Annotated in this window: 11 protein-coding genes and 1 tRNA gene; 4 read left to right on the top strand and 8 right to left on the bottom strand. The window is 56.9% G+C overall.

All coding sequences use genetic code 11. The annotated features are described in order from the left end of the window. Positions 1 to 16: 16 nt before the first annotated feature. The 4 genes from AC1AY0_RS07865 to AC1AY0_RS07850 form a co-directional block, all read right to left on the bottom strand. A complete protein-coding gene (locus tag AC1AY0_RS07865) occupies positions 17 to 1570 on the bottom strand; it encodes an MFS transporter (protein ID WP_051917545.1) in 1554 nt (517 codons plus the stop codon). After that, positions 1567 to 2829 carry a LacI family DNA-binding transcriptional regulator gene (locus AC1AY0_RS07860; RefSeq protein WP_051917544.1) on the bottom strand — a complete coding sequence of 421 codons (1263 nt, stop codon included), beginning with the start codon at positions 2827 to 2829 and terminating at the stop codon, positions 1567 to 1569. The genes AC1AY0_RS07865 and AC1AY0_RS07860 overlap by 4 nt, the downstream gene beginning before the upstream one ends. 324 nt (positions 2830 to 3153) lie before the next feature. Beyond that, complete coding sequence (locus tag AC1AY0_RS07855; protein WP_033891922.1) at positions 3154 to 4560, bottom strand: MFS transporter; 1407 nt, start codon at positions 4558 to 4560, stop codon at positions 3154 to 3156. Positions 4561 to 4668: 108 nt separating this feature from the next. Beyond that, a complete protein-coding gene (locus AC1AY0_RS07850) occupies positions 4669 to 8739 on the bottom strand; it encodes a fibronectin type III domain-containing protein (protein WP_476524826.1) in 4071 nt (1356 codons plus the stop codon). 411 nt (positions 8740 to 9150) lie between these two features. Between AC1AY0_RS07850 and AC1AY0_RS07845 the strand changes: the two genes are divergently transcribed. Then, a complete protein-coding gene (locus AC1AY0_RS07845) occupies positions 9151 to 10455 on the top strand; it encodes an ABC transporter substrate-binding protein (protein ID WP_476524825.1) in 1305 nt (434 codons plus the stop codon). A gap of 92 nt (positions 10456 to 10547) precedes the next feature. Here AC1AY0_RS07845 and AC1AY0_RS07840 read toward each other — a convergent pair whose 3' ends face one another. Then, positions 10548 to 10727, bottom strand: a complete 180-nt coding sequence (locus AC1AY0_RS07840) for a hypothetical protein (protein ID WP_476524824.1) — start codon at positions 10725 to 10727, stop codon at positions 10548 to 10550. A 298-nt stretch (positions 10728 to 11025) separates the two neighbouring features. On the opposite strand from AC1AY0_RS07840, the gene AC1AY0_RS07835 reads away from it, so the two are divergent. Further along, positions 11026 to 12132 (top strand): hypothetical protein, encoded by a 1107-nt coding sequence (locus tag AC1AY0_RS07835; protein WP_476524823.1) that lies wholly within the window; start codon positions 11026 to 11028, stop codon positions 12130 to 12132. 1026 nt (positions 12133 to 13158) lie between these two features. On the opposite strand, the gene metG is transcribed toward AC1AY0_RS07835, so the two are convergent. Continuing rightward, on the bottom strand, positions 13159 to 15033 hold the full coding sequence (gene metG / locus AC1AY0_RS07830) for a methionine--tRNA ligase (protein ID WP_476524853.1): 1875 nt from the start codon (positions 15031 to 15033) through the stop codon (positions 13159 to 13161). A gap of 189 nt (positions 15034 to 15222) precedes the next feature. Here metG and AC1AY0_RS07825 point away from each other — a divergent pair, with 189 nt between their 5' ends. Beyond that, the gene (locus AC1AY0_RS07825) at positions 15223 to 15906 is read left to right on the top strand and encodes a hypothetical protein (protein ID WP_476524854.1); all 684 of its coding nucleotides are present in this window, start codon (positions 15223 to 15225) and stop codon (positions 15904 to 15906) included. After that, on the top strand, positions 15903 to 16253 hold the full coding sequence (locus AC1AY0_RS07820) for a variant leucine-rich repeat-containing protein (RefSeq protein WP_476524855.1): 351 nt from the start codon (positions 15903 to 15905) through the stop codon (positions 16251 to 16253). Before AC1AY0_RS07825 ends, AC1AY0_RS07820 begins: the two co-directional genes overlap by 4 nt. A gap of 13 nt (positions 16254 to 16266) precedes the next feature. On the opposite strand, the gene rsmI is transcribed toward AC1AY0_RS07820, so the two are convergent. Both rsmI and AC1AY0_RS07810 read right to left on the bottom strand, forming a co-directional pair. Then, complete coding sequence (gene rsmI, locus AC1AY0_RS07815; RefSeq protein ID WP_476524856.1) at positions 16267 to 17316, bottom strand: 16S rRNA (cytidine(1402)-2'-O)-methyltransferase; 1050 nt, start codon at positions 17314 to 17316, stop codon at positions 16267 to 16269. A gap of 107 nt (positions 17317 to 17423) precedes the next feature. Continuing rightward, positions 17424 to 17496 (bottom strand) — tRNA-Ala (locus AC1AY0_RS07810). Positions 17497 to 17530 lie beyond the last annotated feature (34 nt).

Below are 17530 nucleotides of genomic sequence, written 5' to 3'. Positions count from 1 at the left end.
ATGCTCCAGTGTATGCCTACCGCCAGCATTGTTGGTAGGGCAAGCCGGTTAAGCGTTCGACTATGTGCCGGGTTTCTGCGTCTGCGTCCGCCTTGGCTCCACCATTGCGCAGTCGGGTAATTTCGCTCAGCACCATGGAATCCGTGCGCTTATTGATGACTAAGTGCGCTGAAATAATCCAACAAATAATCATCGCAAATGCAAACCAGCCGAGCAGTACTGCACCCAAGCCCACTTTGGCAGCTACGCTTTGCTGAGACAGAGTTGCATCAAATCCGACTGTACCCAAAACAAGCCCGACGCAAATGGTGCCGATACCCGACCCGAGTTGGCGGAACGATGCTTGAATACCAGCAAAGGTGGCTGAACGGTAGCGGCGGGTGACTATCTGATCGATATCGGCAATATAGGGGAATACCGCCCATGGCAGGTATCCGCATAATGATTTGAAGGCAAAGAACCAGAGTGCGCCGGCGATGGCGAACACGGTCCACGCGGCCGGCTGCATGGTATCGGCCAGCATCCAAGCGGCGAACATCCATGCCACTCCAATCAGGCAGCCAACGAAGTTGATGGCATACAGGCGTTTCGGCCCAATACGTGTCATAGCCCAGCCGAATACCGGCATCAGCGGCATGGAGATGGCCGTACAGCCGAGCAGCAGAGAGGCGAACGCGGCCGTGCGGTTCCAGTCGTAGACCACGAAGAACACGAACGTCTGACCGAACACGTCCATCGAAACCTGCACGAGCAGGTAAATGGCCAAATGTTTGCGGAATTCCTTGACCCGTAACGTGGTGGCATATTCGCGCATCACTTTGCCGGCTCGCCTCAGCCAGCCGCCCCAGCCAATGCGCCCTTCATGCTTTTCACCGCGTGCGTACGCACCAAAGCCGGCTTCTTCCGGGCTCATCTCCCAGGTACTGCGCCAGCACGCGAACACGGCAAGTGCGAACAGCACAGTGGTGGCAATCGTGAAAATCATGTAGCCGGTCGGTGTGCGTTCGCCAAAAATAGCAAGTACTGCGCCACCGGCCAGCGGAATCAGTGTGGCCGCACTCGTGGAGATGAACATACGCACGGTGGATAGTTTGGTGCGACTGTTGAAGTCGGGCGTCATTTCGCCGGGCAGTGGGTTATACGCGGTTTGAAACAGTTGTGCGAGCACCACCCAGAACACATAGGCGGCGGCATAAGCGGCGAGCGGAAGTCCCGGAATCCATAGAAAAATGCCGAGCAGCAACAGCGGTCCGATAATCATCAGCAGAAAGCGGCGACGGCCGAATCGTAAGCCAATGTGATAACGGTACAGGTTATCGTCGAATACACCGAATAGCAGCGCAGCAGCCGCGCTAATCAGCGCGCTCAAGCCGATTACCGACTGCGCTGTGGCGATAGACATGCCGCAGAACGTAGTCCAAAACAAGGAAAGATAGGCAGCAATAATGGTGAGCTGACCGCCGCCATAGAAGTCGCCAATACCAAAACCAATGGCATTGCGCAGCGTTATTTTGCGCACACCCGGGTTGCCGAGGGCTTCGCTCAGTGCATTACTACTACCATCGCTCATTCCGCGCGCCTCTCCCCAACAGATCTGCGCACAATAATAGACGTGTCTACCAAGGTTACGTTGGCGAGCTGCTCATCTTCATTGCGCACGCCCAGTTCCTTGAGCCGATCCATCAGTTGAGCGTCTGCAGGATTACGCAACGAGCCTGGCTCACGGCCGAGCAGCAATCGCACGGCCTCCTGGCCAATCTGAGCGCGCGGAATACGAATCGAAGTTATCGGCGGCGTAACCACCGGGGCAATAAGCGTGTTATCGAAACCGATTACCGAAACATCTTCCGGTACGCGCACGCCGTCCGCGGTCAAGCGCAGCACAATACCGGCCGCAATCAAATCGTTATAGGTGATGACGGCGGTGGGTTTGGAATTTTCGAGCGCGAGCGCCGCCTGATACCCGCCTTCGACGCTCGGACTCACCGGGCCAATGTGATTCATGCGGAAACCCATGCGCTGGCCAACGTCATGCAGGCAGGACCAGCGGGATTGATTTGCCCACGACGTATTGCCCGAAATGTAGGTGATTGCAGCGTGATGGTAGCGGCGCAGCATGCTCAGCGCACGCACTACGCCAATGCGCGGGTCAGGCACCACGCTTGGCACGCCATCCACCGGGCGGTTCAAAACCACGAGCGGTACGCGCTTGGCATAGTCGCGGATGAAATCGATGCCGGGCGAATCGGTGGCAAGAATTACACCGTCGACTTTGCCGACGAGATGCGTAAGCAGCTGCTGCGTGCGCTGCTGGGATTGGCCGGCTTCGATCAGGCCTACTGCGCTGCCGGATTCCATGGCAGTGATTTGCGCGCCTTTAAGAATCTGTGAGGAGATGCCGTCCGTGGTGTCTTTGACTACGAGAGCGATCACTCCTCCGCTGGTTGTTGACGTCGGCATCGATGCGCCGGCAGGACTGCCGCTGTTGGTGGTTTGGTTTGGGATAGTTTGGAAAGTATTCGATTGATGCGCGCGGTTGGATTGGAATTGTTGCGCTGATGATGTGTGATTGGACGCGCGATCAAATGTGTGGCCGAATTGATTCGGCTGCGATTGCTGCACTGCAGCAGAGGTGCGCGCATGCTTGGGATTTGGGCGATAGCCAAGTTTTTCCGCGACCTCCCGCACGTGCTCCACGGTTTGGAAGTTCACGCGATCGGGATTGCTGAAAACGCGGGAGACGGTGGAGATGGCGACGCCTGCTGCGTCGGCAACATCGGCCAGGCGCACGCGGTCGGTTGCTTTGACTTTATGCTGTTCCTGCACCATCTCAACCCTCCTTGATGTATTTAACTATATATAGGAATAGCTCCCCTCTTCAGAGGGGAGCCAGAGAAATCATGCGGAGAGCGGCTCGCCTTGGAATACGGTATCGGCTTAACGCCGACGCTGTTTCTGTGCGGCTTCGCCGCGCTACTCTCCCTCCGTCAGCTTCGCTGACACCTCCCTCAACAGAGGGAGGCAGCACGTATCATGCTCAGGCTTCGACAGCCTCAACCAGCAATTACTGACTGGCCTGCGGCCAGGCTCAGTATCACCTCACGACTGCCGTCGTTCGGCCTCGGCTACAGACAATCCACCGGATTGTCTGCTTCACGCCTCGGCCTTGGCGTGACGCTCGGCGAGCTCGGCCTTGATCTGCTTGAACTTCTCCTCGGTGACCGGGTAGAAGAACATGATCGCGGCGGAGATCACGAAGCCAATCAGCGGCACAAGACCAGCGGCAAGACGCAGATTCTCAGCAACAGTCGGATCCTGAGCAACGTTCATGCCGGACTTGTAACCGGTGAAGGCAAGGATGGCCGGGCCGAGCCAAGAGGTCAGGGCGCCGAACATCTGGCGGAAGAAGCTCAGGCCAGCCATGGCAGCACCATCAGTGCGCTTGCCGGTCTTCCACTCGTAATACTCAACGGTGTCGCCTTCCATGCCCCAGACGTAGTTGCCGCAGAACTGAGCACCGATAGCGTTCAGAGCCAGGCCCACGAGGGACAGCCACACGTTGGTGACGAAGATGAACATCACACCGCCGAGGATGCCGAGTGCGCAGCCGAGGTACCAGCCACCCTTCTTGCCAAGGTGACGAGCGATAACCGGGCCGAACGGGGAAGCAATCACACCAATAGAGGCGTTGATCAGGGTGACGAGCGTGGTGATGAGGGCCAGCGTACCGGCGTCAGCACCGTTGGCGAGCACTTCCTTGGCGATGATAGGTCCAATGGAGCCAACGCAGGTGGCGATCAGGTAGAAGCCGGTTGCGAAGCACAGGATAAGCAGGGCCGGGTTCTGGAAGATGGCCTTCAGCGTATCGATGAAGGAGACCTTCGGCTGGGTCGGCACATCAATCTGCTCGATGGTGGTCTTGTACAGGAAGACATAAATCAGAGCGCCGACCAAGCAGAAGATGCACACGATTGGAAGCATGAGCTTAGCGAGTGCAGCCTGATCCTTGACGTTGTTGATAGCCGGAGCCAGGGTGAAGGTGACAATCAGGCCGAACAGAGCGCCGCCAACCATACGGGAGGAGGACAGGCGCTGGCGCTCGTTCTGATCCTGGGTCATAGCACCAAGCAGTGCGCCGTAGGGCACGCCGCCGAGGGCACCGAACAGCTGGTAGAGCAGGTAGGTGACGATGGCCCATGCCACCTTGACGCCCATCTCAGCGTTGGCCGGAATGGTGTACATCAAGCAGATGGCAACCATCATCGGCACGCCAAAGATGACCACCAGACGGCGGAACTTGCCGTTCTTGTTCGGCTTGACGCGGTCGGCATAATTGCCGGCGAGCAGGTAGACAACAGCCTGGAAGAAACGGGCGAACAGGAAGATGTTAGCCGTGGTCACTGGGTCGATGCCCATGTAGATGTAGTAGGTGGCCAGGAACATGGACATCATTCGCCAGCCGATGTTGTTGGCAAGATCGCCGGAACCATAGCCAACGATGTTCAGCCAAGTCAGCTTTTGCGGCGTCTTCTTCGCCGGTTGCGCTGTTGCAGTGCTCATTATTGAGAACTCCTTAGTTCTTTCTTATTGTTCCGCTCAGCGCGTTTTGGGCGCACTGAACTACGCCGCAGCCGAAACTGCGGCAAAATCTTTGATTTTTAGGCTGCGCTACTTAATCAGGCAGGGCAGGGATGGGCTGGACTCGGCGGACATGCCGATGGCGTTCACGGCAATCACGGAGGCGGTGTAGTTGCCAGCGGACAGTCCGGAGACGCTCTTGGCTTCCTCGCCGGCCTCGGCCTTGACCACCTTGACGGTGTTCTCGGTGAGGTTGCGCAGGGTCAGCACGTAGGAGGTGACTGGCGTGCCGCCGTCAGCCGGAGCCTTCCAAGTCACGTTCATCGTGTCGGCCGTGGAGGTGACGCCAGGCTTGTTCGGCTTGGCAGGCACGGCTGCCACAATGACCGGTTCGCTCGGCTCGCTGGCCGGGGAAACCTTGTCTTCGCCGTTGGTAGCTTCGATGGTCACCTGGTAGGTGCCGCGAGCCACGTCGGCGAAGGTGTAGGCCGTGGTGCCGGTTGGGGTCCAGGCCACGCGCTTGGGCAGTGCAGCACCGGCGTTAGCGTCATCAACTGGAGTCAGGTGGATGTTGGTGCCGCCCTTGCCGAAGCCGGAGCGGGTATCAACGTCATCCCAAGAGACCGCAACAGCACCGGATTCCACCAGTAGTTCGGCGACTGGAGCCTTGGGCTGCGGCAGCAGCTCGTCAACCTCGTTGGCAGAATCGCGACCGACCTTGAAGGTGGCGGACGTGGCGCTTTCACCTTCGCCAATCTCGTTGCGGCCTTGCACGGTGACGGTCCATTCGCCGGCCGGTACGTCGCTGATCAGCGCGTAGGTATCGGTTCCGGTGACTTCGGCAGGAATGATTTCGCCGTTCGCGTTGGTCAGGGTGAGCTTGGTGCCGAGAATCGGCGAACGACCATCGGAAGCGAACTTCCAGCTGATCTGCACGTCGTGGGATTGCACGGAAGCAGTGACATCGGTGGGCTCGGATGGGATGGCTGGCATGTGCGCATCCTCGTAGACGGCCATTTCCACGAGCTGCAACGCGTACTCGTTGTGCTCGTTTGGGTTGGCGCGCAGCTTGGAGGCTTCCAGCTTGACGAAGCGCACGTTGTCTACCGGAGCGAAATCGTATGCGCGCGGCTTGCCGTTGGCGGGCAATGCAGCATCGTGCTTATCGACGACCTTGGTCCATGCGTTGCCGTCAGCGGAAACGGAGATGGTGAAGTCAACCGGGAAGCCTTGGCCCTGGTTCGGGTCGAACGCGCGGTGGCCTGCAGCGAACTCCTGCACACCGCCAACGCCTTCACCTTCACCGTGGAAGGCTTCGGCGACGGTACCGCCAGGGTTTTCGCCACGAGGGGCGAGCACGACTTGAGCCACAGTGGTGGGGCGCGCGAGCTTCAGAGAAACCCATTCGGAGTGATTCTCGGCACTCGGCTCGCTGGACCAGCCGAAGTGGTTGTAATCGGCGTTGAATTCGCCGTCAACCAGTGAGGCCGCAGTCCAACCATTGCGCTCAGAGGAGGAGCTGACGCGCACGGTCGCACCCAGAGCCTTGTTGGCTGCCTGGCACTTGCATGGCATCTGTCCGGCAGTGAACTTCACGGTCACGGTCACGGTGTCGCCATTTTCGCCGGTGTATTCAATCTGGCCCGTGTAGTCCTTGCCGGATTCGAGGCCGGCCACATTTACCGTGTAGAACAGTTCCTGCTCGTGGCGCAAGTTGCCGGCCAGTCGCTCGAAGCTAATGGAACCGTTGGCGTCATCGACCACGCGAGCAGTCCACTTTTCGCTCAGAGCACCGCCTTCCTGCTTCAGGTGCAGGCAGTGCTTGACATTGCGGGACGCCCAATCCACAGTGCCGAGGTCGATAACCTCGTGGCTTGCACCAATCTTGGCGGGAGCCGGGCGACCAATCCAGCCGAGGAAATTATCCTCAGTGAACTTAAGCTGACCGTTCTTGACCACGCTCAGGGTTTCGATGAGCTTGGATTCGTAGGTTTCCACTTCGCCAGGCACATGAATGGTGATGGGCAGCTCGGTGAATTCGCCATGATCAACGGTGATGGTCTTGGAGCCGGATTCGACTTCGCGAACCGTGCCGTCCTGCGTATTGTGCGCAGAAACCGTCCAACGGACCTCAAGTTCGGTACCGTCGATTTCCTCGTCGTTGTAAACGAGCAGCGTGCGCTGGGATGCCGTGCCGAGCTGGTAGATGTGGTGCGGCAGGCCGAGTCGCGGTTCCTTGTCGAAGTCCTTATCGAACGCGGCCACATCGGCGTAGGAGTTGGCGAAGTAGCGGTAGCCATCGCCTTCAATCCAGCGGGCGTCGCCTTCGGCGGTCGGGTCGAACTGCGGGCGCAGCAGAGCCTTCGGGTTGAGGCCGTGCTTGGTGTGCTCCTGGTCGAGTTCGATGACCTTTTCGATGTTGTCGTAGATGAACATCGATAGGCAGAACGGCTTCCAGTTGGCCATGCGCGTGGTGCGCACGCCACGGGTCACGCGGCCCACTTCGCGGCCGAAATCGGCCCGGGAGATGGTGTCCGGGTTGCCGTTGAGGCGACCATGGTAGATGTCCTTGATGGTGCCGTCTTCGGCGTACTGCGGAATACCTGCAGTGGAGACGGAGAACTCTTCGCCAGCGCCGAGCGGCAGGTCGCCGTCGATCTGGTAGAGGTCGTAAATGTCAGGTGCGGAGGTCATGCCGGAGGGGTAGCCGCCGAAGTAGTGGCGGGAATCCTCGTTGGTAATCGGCTTATTGAAGCCATCGTTCATCACCAAGCGGGTGGGGTCCTCGCGGTTGGCGGCGGCTTCCAGCGGCGGAACCAGGATTTCAGCGTCGTTCGGATTCCAAGCCTCGTTGGTGGTGGACCACAGCACGATGGACGGATGGTTGCGGTATTCGCGCACCCAGCGTTCAACCCATTCGGTGTAGTAGCCGATGGCCTCGTCGGAGTAGTTCAGGTAGTACGGCGGGTCGAGGGACACGTTCGACGTGGAGCCCGGGTTCCAGAACGCGGTTTCCTCTTCGAGCAGCATACCGGTTTCATCCGCGTGATCCATCAGCACGTGAGACGGCACCGAGCGAATGTGGTTACGGATGATGTTGCAGTTGGCGTGGCGGTAAGCGTCGAGCCAAGCCTTGGCCATCTCATCCATGGCGTGATTGTCATCGAGGATTACGCCATAGGAATCGCCGATCTCGTTGATCAGATCGCGGTCGCCCTGGTTGAGCAGGCACAGGGAGTCGCCACGCAGACGAATCTTGACGCCGTTGATGATGTACTTGTCGCCTTCGCGCCAGAATTGGCGGAAACCGAAGCGATCGGAGAATTCGTGCACCGGAGCGGCAGTGTCTGCAGCGTTGGCGTCTGCGATTGCCGCATCAACGGTGTACAAGAATGGGTCAGTGCGAGACCAGTAGTGCGCGGTCGGCCAGCCCTTGGCCAGCTTGACTACCGTGCTCTTGCCGGCTGCAACGTGCACGTCGGCCGGGTCAAAAGTAAGGGCCGCGGTGGAGGTATCGCCCTTAAACGGATGCACAGCAGCGGTGAGCTTCAAATTAGCGTCAGCACCAGTGTGATTGACAATGGTTACGTTGACGGCAAGCTCATCATCGGACGGATCGGCGTTCTTCTTCAGGTCAGGCATGATCTGAAGATCGTCGATCCTGAGCTTCGGCTTGGTGACAATGGCCACATCTTCGCCAATGCCAACGCGGCCGACGATGTTTTCCACGCCAAACGGGAAGAGCAGGCGGTCCGGGCCACCCTCGGTGGCCAGCGCATCTTCCGGAAGAGCCTTGACGGACCAGACTTCAATGCGGATTTCGTTGGCGCCGGGCTTGATGACGTTGTTGATGTCGAGATCGTACGGCAACAGGGTCATCAAGTAGCCCTTGGTGCTCAGCGGACCAACGGACTGGCCGTTGACGAACACCTTGCCGAGTGTGGCGAGCGCGCCCACATGAAGGAACACGTCTTCGTCCGCGATGTTTTCCGGCAGTTCCACAGTTTTGACATACACGCCGTGATGCAGGCCCTTCTCCCAGTCGGCCGGGTAGCCGGTGGTGGCGGGCAATGAGTCCCACCAAGTCGGCACGACGATATCAAAGCGCTCCTGCCCGCCGTTCGGGTAGAAGTCCCACACACCATTGAGGTTGAGCCTCATTGCAGTCCCTTTCGATTCTTCATCGATTCTTTTCGACTTTCGCTCAGGCGGCAGTCTTGGAACCGAAACCTTCTTCGGTTTCATCAGGCCGCTGCCCGAATCACGTGACTTACGATAGGGATTTCACTACGTTTGCCGTTTTTTGCCATCGTTGTTTTGCTGCAGTTTGCCACTTTTTGCCATTCGTTGCCATTTACTATGCGCACTTTTGCCGCACAGTGTTGCCGCTCTTTGCCAATTCCAGCAAATCTGCCTAATTACACAACCTCACGAGCCGCACAACGCTAAACTCTCCCTCGGAAGTTGGTTCAGTAAGCATCACGACCAAATCCCGCGCCAGTATTGTCCAGTTCAACATCGGAGTGTCTGCACATGACTCGCTTATTCCGCTTCGCACCATGCAAGTCGAGGATGCATACGGCTGCCGCCGCAACCGTCGTTCTCAGTCTGCTTGCCGCCGTATCCGGATGTGGCAGTACTTCCAGCACTGGGGACAGCCAGAACGGTTCAGGCATCACCGAAATCACCCTGTGGACCTGGCAGTCAACGATTAGTGATTTCGTTACCGCATTCGAAAAAGAGCACCCGAACATCAAAGTCAAGGTGACCAACGCCGGCGCAAACGAAGACGAATACATGCAGCTGACCAACGCCATCAACGCGGGCCGCGGCATACCGGATGTGGTGTACCTCGATTACAACGCCGTGCACCAGTTCGCCATCTCCGATCAGCTGCGTTCGATGAACGATTACGGGTTCAGTTCGATTCGCAACGACTTCACCAAAGCCGCGCAGAACAATGTTTCTGTGGGCGGCGAGCCGTATGGCTTGCCAATTTCCTCAGGCCCGATGGTGATGTTCTACAACCAGGATGTGTTCGCCAAGGCTGGTGTGACTTCTGTTCCCGCCACGTGGGATGAGTACCGTGAGGCTGCCGAAAAAATCGCGGCGCTCGACGGCAACGCGCATATCGCCAACGATACAGGCGACGGCGGCTTCATCACATCCATGCTGTGGCAGGCCGGCGCCAAGCCATTTAACGTGGATGGCACCAGTGTGAGCGTGAACTTCAACGGCAAAAACGTAAAGAAATTCACCAACATGTGGCAGGGATTGCTGGACGATAAGCTCATCGACACCTCCACCACGGGCTGGTCCGACGAATGGTGGCGCAAGCTGGATGACGGTTCAATCGCCACTATGCTTACGGGCGCATGGATGGTGTCTTCCATGCAAAAGAACCTTTCACAAACCAAGGGATCATGGCGAATCGCGCCAATGCCGCAATATACAGCCGGCGAACACGTCAACGGCGAGAATGGCGGCGGCGCATTGGCTCTGCCCAAGGGCACCGATGACGCCAAAGCGCAAGCAGCCTACGAATTTGCACAGTGGTTTGCGCATGATGGTGGCGTCAAAGTCAACCTTGCACAAGGAGGATTACCTCCGCTGAATTCCGTGCTTTCGGACAGCGATTGGCTCGATGAAAAGGATTCGTTCTTTGGCGGACAGGCCACACATCAGGTGATTGCCGAAGCCTCCCGAAACGTGACGACAAACTTCGAATATCTGCCGTACATGGCCTACGCAAACTCGATCGCCGTCGATTCGATTGGTCAGGCATACCACGGGAAAGTCACGTTGCAGAATGCCTTAGTGCAGTGGGGTGATTCGCTGAAAACCTACGGCCAGCAGGAAGGCTTCACAGTCAAGTAGGCTGCCACATATCGCAAGCGATGACTAAAGGCTGTCTGGAATAAATCCAGGCAGCCTTTAGTCATCGTTTGCGAATTCCCATCAGAGAATAATCACATGAACCGATTCTTGATATAGCGGGCCACAGCATCAATCGCCGCACCACCAACACCCACTACAACCATCACAATCGCAGCCTTACCAAGCGTTCCGCCTGTCGAGAGTAAAGCATTCTGCAAATTCGACCAATCAGCGGCAAGCACCGCCCCTGCAACCACAACTTGATCCACCATGATCATTCGTTCCTTTCTATGCAACATCAGCGAATGCAATGCCCCAGTCGCACTACATACAGATGCAACCGAGCTTATTGCCATACAGATTTGCCATTATTTGCCGTTCCTCCATAGCAGGTTTTTGCCAATCTTTGCCGCGATGCGCATAGCACTGTGCCTTGGTCTTGGTTTGGAGGACTACCGAGACTGCGTTCCGGCCAGGCCAAGTTATCCACATTTGAGTTATCCACAGAAGCTAGAACCACATAGGCCCGTTTGAGTAGCGCACACAGACACAACCCGTTAGCGTGGCACCATGAACAGCTTTACCGACAATAATTCGATTGCCGTATTCGGCGGCAATAGCGAGGCGCCGCACGGCGCGACACCGTCATCAGCGGCATACGAAGCAATATCGGAACCTCCACCGGGCATATTCGAAGACGAGCCTCCAGATGATTCACAGCGAGGTCTCATCACATCGTCCAAGCAAGCGGCGCCATCGGCTTCCATGACCGAAAACCTCGCCCAACGCAAGCGAGACATTACCAAGCGCTGCACAGAAGCTGCACAGCGTGCCGGCAAACCACTGCTGTTTGGCATGACTACATCACTGCTACTGCAAGCAGTGCCGCTCCCTGCCGAATGCAACCTTGACCTTACGGCACTCCACACTGTGGCTAGTTCACATCGAAAGAGATTACGCGGAGCCCCACAGGTAATACCGCACGTTTGGAAGCCCCTGAATCTGGCGCATAATATACGCGTCAACAAGCACGTGTACGCGCTCGACCTTGTACATACATGGGCACAGCTTGCCATGCATTGCTCGCTGGATTCGCTCATTGTGCTAGGCGATGCAATCGTTACTGCCACAGCACGAAAACAGAGTCTGGCACAAGACCGTAGTCCTGAAGAGATTCTGCAAGATATGGCATGTCAAATCGCTGAGCTGCCGAAGTTCAACGCAAAATCTGTTTGTCTTACTGCACTCACATTCATGGCGGCACGGGTAGATTCCCCAAAAGAGTCAGAAGCGCGAATCACGATAACCAAGTATGGAATTCCGAAGCCGGTAACCAATTATGTAGTTCCTGGCCTAACGTTCAGCAACGGAGCCGCAATAACGTTGGATATGGCCTGGCCGGAATTCCGGGTGGCGATCGAATATGACGGGGATCACCATCGCACCGATAAGACGCAATGGCGGCGAGACCAGGAAAAACGAGAGAAACTGAGACATCACGATTGGACTGTGATAATCGCCACTGGCGCGGATTTAGCTGATGAACCCTCTCGTGCTGAATTTGCGTATCGCGTTGCACGGCAATTAGCATTACGCGGCGCCACTTTCCGCTTCACTGTAACCGAAACGCCTTTGGAACAACTGGCTCGGAGGAAGCCCCAGGCCGCCCGCGTATAAGCGGACCAATATTGGGATACGCCAGATGACGTGTTTATGCGCATATTTTTATACGTGTGACTCGTCATGCCCCCCCTGACGTGCGCCGCCATGCTCCAATACGTGCTGCTGCGTGTCAATGCCTCGGTATTCAAATGTCCCGGTATTCACGTCAATCGATTTCCGCGCGAACCGAGACATATTTTGATGTCTCGGTTCGAGATTTCGGCTCTTTTTTAAGAACCGGGACAATCTTAGGACTTCTACACGCCCCCACGAACATATGCACCTGAACATAAAACGTTGGAATTCCAAGGTTTTCCTCCGACGCGAAGGAATAAATACTGCGGTTATTCGGTGGAGCATTGTCCCGGTTCCCAGAAAATGGTTGAATCGGACTACCGGGACAATACAATCTGCCCCGGTCCGCACTTAAATCGATTGATTAAACAACCGGGACAAAATCAATCCGAAATAACAACCGATCAGGGCAAAAGACGAAGCAAAAGGCCAAGGTTATCGGCAAAAGGCCATGCTTCTCAGCCCTAATACGCCCTGAAGCAGCACTTGGAGCATAGCCTTGCGCAGCAAGGCAAAAAGAAACCCGGCGTGAGAAGCGCCGGGTGAGAGAGAAGAGAGAAGAAGGGTTCAGTTATGGGGTTCGGAAAACCTCGCCATCGGTATGAACTTCATCCGTTGACATGTTCTATATAACCGCCCGTTCCTTGGCGATACGATGTGCTTATCTGAGAGTTTTCTTGGCAAACTGTGTTGAGTTTGTGATGTCGCCCAACACAACAGGGACCATTGACCAATGCTGGGCTGCGCTCGTCACGAAGTCTGGCTCCCCGATTACTTCCACTCGGCAGCAATCAACATGGGAGAATGCCATTGAATGCGAGCGGCATAACATAACCTAAACCAAGCAATAAAAATGCCGCGGAGTACGTGCACCAGCACGCATCCACGGCATTACTATCAGCCACTGATTCCGGAAAATAACTCCAGAAAAAGGCTTCTGGAATCGGAATCTGGCTTATGGCTTACTTACTTAGCGCGTTCCGCAGCCAGCTTGGCCTTTTCAGCGGCCAAACGCTCAGCTTCGGCGGCACGACGAGCAGCCAGTGCTTCATCGAAGCGGGCCAGTTCCTCTTCCACAGCCTCGGTCGGGATCTTGGCGAAAATCGGCTTCGGCTTCGGCACCACGGCACCGACTTCGATTGGCTCGCTCTTCCACGGGTGCACATTCACGCCCAGCTTGTAATCGCCGGTGATAATCGGGTACTTGAAGCCAGGCTTGTCGAGATCCTCAACCTCACGCAGCTCAGGCAGCGGCGAGAAGACGCCAGTGCCGCCGAGAGCCTCCCACACCTTCTGTGCGGAATGAGGCAGGAAGGGGGCGAGCAGGTGGTTCGCGTCGGAGACGGCCTGGGCGGCAACGTGCAGCACAGTGCCAAGGCGAGCCGGGTCGTCCTTAATCTTCCACGGTTCGGTGGCGGAAATGTACTTGTTGATATCGCCAACCACACGCATGGCTTCAGCCAGTGCATGCTTCTGATGATGGGTCTCGATGGAGGAGCCCACCACGTCGAATGCGGCAGCGGTTTCCTCAAGCAGGCCGCGATCCTCATCAGTCATGGAATCCTCGTCAAGAGCCGGGATTTCGCCGAAGTTCTTGTTGATGAGGTTGGCCACGCGGTTCACCAGGTTGCCCCAAGAGGAAGCAAGTTCCTCATTGTTGTGACGCACGAACTCAGCCCAAGTGAAGTCGGAATCGGAGGATTCCGGGCCGGCCACGGAAATGTAGTAGCGCACGGCGTCCACGGGGTAGCGAGCGAGGATATCCTTCACGTAGATCACGATGCCGCGGGAGGAGCTGAACTTCTTGCCTTCCATGGTCATGAACTCGGAGGCCACCACCTGCTCAGGCATGTTCAGCGGACCCATCGGACCGGTTTCGCCGCCCTTGGAACCCTGGCCGTTGTATGCCAGCATTTCGGAAGGCCAAATCTGGGAGTGGAAGGTGATGTTGTCCTTGCCCATGAAGTAGTAGGCCGGGCAGCTCGGGTCATTCCACCATTCGCGCCACTTCTCCGGGTCGCCCTGGCGGCGGGCCCATTCGATGGAAGCGGACAGGTAGCCGATCACGGCGTCGAACCACACGTACAGCTTCTTGTTCGGGTTATCGATCCAGTCCTTAACCGGCACCGGAATACCCCAATCGATATCACGGGTGATAGCGCGCGGCTTGACTTCCTTGAACAGGCCGAGCGAGAAGTTGATAACGTTGGTGCGCCAGCCCTTGCGGGTTTCCAGCCATGCCTTGTTGGCTTCGGCGAGCGCCGGCAGGTCGAGGAAGAAGTGCTCGGTCTGCTCGAAGCGCGGGGTTTCGCCGTTGATCTTGGAAACCGGGTTGATGAGCTCATCCGGGTCGAGCTCGTTGCCGCAGGCATCGCACTGATCGCCGCGAGCGCCTTCAGCATGGCAGATCGGGCATTCGCCTTCGATGTAGCGGTCAGGCAGGGTACGGCCGGTGGACGGGCTGATGGCCACCTGCTGGGTGCCCTTGTAGATGTAACCGTTCTTCAGGCACTGCTTGAACATTTCCTGCACCACGTGCTCGTGGTTGCCGGTGGTAGTGCGGGTGAACAGGTCGTAGCTCAGACCCAGATCGCACAAATCCTTGGCAATCACGCGGTTGTAGCGGTTGGCCAGTTCCTGCGCGGAAAGGCCTTCCTTTTCGGCTTCCACGAGAATCGGGGTGCCGTGCTCATCGGTGCCGGAGACCATAAGCACGTCATTGCCTTTCATACGCTCGTAACGTGCGTAAACGTCGGACGGCACACCGAAGCCGGCGACGTGGCCAATATGACGGGGGCCGTTTGCATACGGCCAAGCAACATTCACCAAAACATGACTCATAAACCCCGATTATCCGGCGAACATGGGACACGCCAGCAAAGCGCAGCCGAAGCCCGTCCACAATTGCATGACCACCAGAGTTATCCACCGCTATCCACCAATAACGCGAACTGCCATAAGTTATCCACTTATCCACTGTTTTCTCGAAGCCGGTGGCGAAGGCGTGGGGATTGTGTCACGGTGGAGGGCATGAGCACCATATCTCGTTCAAAGGCGAACACGGCACGGGCGCGCACAGCCGCAGCAGTCACGGCATTCTCCCCTTCTGCTCACGTTCTTGTTGCACAGCCGACTATCCCGCCTTTGTTGCATACCGGAGATTTGCCTGGACCGCTGAGTATGCACTGGCTGTCTACATTCGGCACCGTGAGCAAGCTCGACGAATCTTCCGCTTATTGGTCAGAGCATGCCAGCACACTGTATGGTCGCGCTTCGATTGTGGCTGCGATTGCACCGTTCGGCACGGTGGCATGCACGCGTACTGCCGCTTGGGTTTGGCTAGGTGGAACCGATTTTCCGGATACTATCGACGTTATTTCCACTTCACATTTCCGATCATCTTCTGCAGGCCGCCGCATTCGCGTGTTTAAGCGGCTCACGCTGCCTGAGCAAATCATCAAACTTGGCACGTTGGCTATCACTACGCCAGCGCGCACCGCCTGCGATTTAGTGATGGCACCTGAAGATGATCCCGATCCATCAACCATCAATAATCTGGTATGCCAGCTTATGTCCGCATACGAGTTCCGGCCGAACGATTGCTTACAAATCGTTAAAGAGCATCGTCATCATAAATATGCTGGCCGAGCTAAAGATTTCTTCAATGCGATTCAGCGAGAAATTAACGAAGTGCAAATGGAGCAATACTCATGATTGCTTGGCTTCAACAACGACTGCTTTCTGCTCGACGATTGCGCAGACTGCAGCGTGCGCATCGGCTGCCTGAGCAGGAAAACAGCGAGAAAATCCCGACTATCTCCGATTTGACCACGCCTCCGGATCCGCCCATCATACTGACGCCGCAAATCGCTTGCTCTCCGGAGACTGAATCTGATGTTCTATGGCATATTGCACAGCATGTGCCGGAATTGCGCCGTTGGGTTGTGGCAAATCCAAAAGCTGACGCCGGCCTGCTCGAATTCATCTCGCAGACCGGCGGCCCCGGTGTTCGGCAAGCACTGGAGGTGCTGCTTGAGTCTTTGGAAAACGATGATGGATGAAGAGCGGCTGTGATTAGCTTTTCATTTCCAGCACAGTCGCATACACCTGCTTGCGATTGGCCAGCGAACCATCCGGCAACGGATGCTCCTGCACCACTTGTGCAATAGCATCCTTAATACGAAGCCCATCTTCCAGTGCACGGTCGATGGCTAGCACAGCCAAATCCTCAACGCTTAAGGAATTAGGTGCCGCCGCTTCGGCTTCTTCATCGGACGCGCCACCAATGACCAACACCATCTCGCCGCGAGGCGGATCATCAATCACGCTTTGGCGAATCTCACCGATGGGCCCGCGGCGAATCTGCTCGTAGTCTTTGGTGAGTTCTCGGCATAAGGCCATTGGGCGATTCGGGCCGAACGCATCCAACAAATCATCCATTGAATCCGCGATGCGGTGAGGTGTCTCGTAAAACACAATGGTTCGGCGCTCTGGCAGCAGAGCGCGCAACGCTTGTACGCGTTCCGAATGCTTGCGCGGCAGGAATCCCTCGTAGCAAAATCGATCGGTGGGCAGGCCGGAAAGGGCGAGCGCATCGAGCACTGCGGAGGGGCCGGGCGCGCAGGTTACCGGCAAGCCTCGCTCGATAGCACGGCGCACAATCGCCAGTCCGGGGTCGTTGATGGTAGGCATGCCGGCGTCCGAAACCACCAGCACGGTAGCGCCAGTTTCAACTTGGTCTAAGAGTCCGTCAGCTTTGCTGCGTTCATTGTGATCGTGGTAAGCCACCACGCGGCCGGTCACATACACGCCCAGTCGACGAGCTAAATCATAGAGTCGACGTGTATCTTCTGCGGCTACGATATCTGCGCGTTCGAGCAATGCCACTAAGCGGGCGGAAGCATCACCAGTATTACCAATTGGCGTGGCGGCAAGCACTACAGTTCCAGAGGGAATGCGCACAGCAGCCGCACGCTGATTCGTATCACTACCAGAAGTAGCTGGCTCTGCCTGCTGTATATTTGCGGCACCGGCCTCAACTTCGATGTCTGAAGCCGCCAAGCCTTCCGATTCAAGATCAGGAGTCTCAACAATGCCGTCTGTCATGTTCTCTGCGCTTGTCATGATTCCAGTATTGCCCATGCCGCGGAGTAAATCGTGCTTTTCTGCCATGTGCACAGAAGAAAAAGAAAAAGGGCCGCTCGCGGTGGAATGAATGCAAGCGACCCAAGTGGAGCTGACGGTAGTCGAAACCGCGACCTCTTCGATGCGAACGAAGCGCTCTACCAACTGAGCTACAGCCCCTTGGATTGTTGCTCTGCTCCGCAAAGCAACTCGC

This window comes from Bifidobacterium sp. LH_416, from assembly GCF_056357055.1.
Note: the sequence above shows the minus strand (reverse complement) of the source record. Positions and strands in the feature narration are given on the sequence as shown.